Origin of the sequence: Desertihabitans aurantiacus (genome assembly GCF_003344635.1) — a bacterium.
GTDB classification, from domain to species: Bacteria; Actinomycetota; Actinomycetes; order Propionibacteriales; family Propionibacteriaceae; genus Desertihabitans; species Desertihabitans aurantiacus.
Map to the genome: position 1 here is coordinate 1 of NZ_QPKK01000521.1, position 1,020 is coordinate 1,020.

Sequence of the window (1,020 nt, forward strand, 5' to 3'; positions counted from 1 at the left end):
GTTGCTTATATTCTGTCTCTGAATGACCTTCTTGAGTGTTGTTTTCTTCTTGTTTTTTATTCTCAATTTGGTTTAGTGTTGTTTCTAATTCTTCAACTTTCTTATTACTTTGTAATGCTAAAAGTTGTTGGTTTTTTAGTAGTTCTGAATACTGATTAATTTGTGAATCTTTCATCTCTAATTGATTATCTTTTGTTTCGAGTTGTTGTCGTAAATATTTTATTTCTTCATTTAAAGATTGAATGAATTCTTGATTGTTAGTCGTAGTTTTATCATCATTTTTGGAAGATGATTTTTGTTTGCGCTCGCTAATTTTTTTAGTAATGATTTCTTCAAGTTCATCGTCAATGTAATTTACTCCATCAATTTTTGTAAAGCTCATATTTTCTGGAACGTTATTATAAATTGTAGGACGACTTACACCTAATTTCTCGGCTAGTTTATTAATCGTCATCATATTTTCAGTCATATTATGTCTCTCCTTTTAATGTAAGTTTTTTTAGCTTACTATAAACCTTAATGTAAATTTTACAGTTGCCTATCATTTTAGTAAAGTGTAACTTTCTCCTCCCCTACCCCTTTTAAATTTACGCCTTACAAACCATACAAATCCCCTATTTAAAGGTATTTATAGGACTTACGCTATGTAACCTTACATGTAAGACTTATAGTAAAGTTATTAAACTTACACCCGTCATTTACACATAAAAATAAGCGTGTAACCTACATATAAAAGTTACACGCTATCGAATGGTACTTAATTAAACTGAGATTCGTTAGAATCAGAGTTGTTATCAACTGAAGTATTATCATCGTCAGTTAACTTCATATTAGCAAACAGCTCGATGTCGTCTAATAAGCCAGTTAATGTTTTAGTTCTGAATCTAAGACGCTTGCCAGACATTAAGCCATTTAATGTACCTAATTTTATATCAAAGTCTTCAGCAAGTTTAGGTATTGAATTTGAGTCGTTCAAGTTACTACATAATCTCACTAAGAAAATAATATCGTTCAAATCTT

At 29.7% G+C, this 1,020-nt stretch carries 2 protein-coding genes; both read right to left on the reverse strand.

Annotation, left to right across the window (positions count from 1 at the left end):
- Positions 1-469: DUF536 domain-containing protein (locus DVA66_RS20680; RefSeq protein WP_114561597.1), on the reverse strand; the 469-nt coding region annotated here is incomplete at its 3' end.
- Between the two features lie 288 nt (positions 470-757).
- The coding region (locus tag DVA66_RS21840; protein ID WP_232822110.1) for a hypothetical protein at positions 758-1,020 on the reverse strand (263 nt) is incomplete at its 5' end.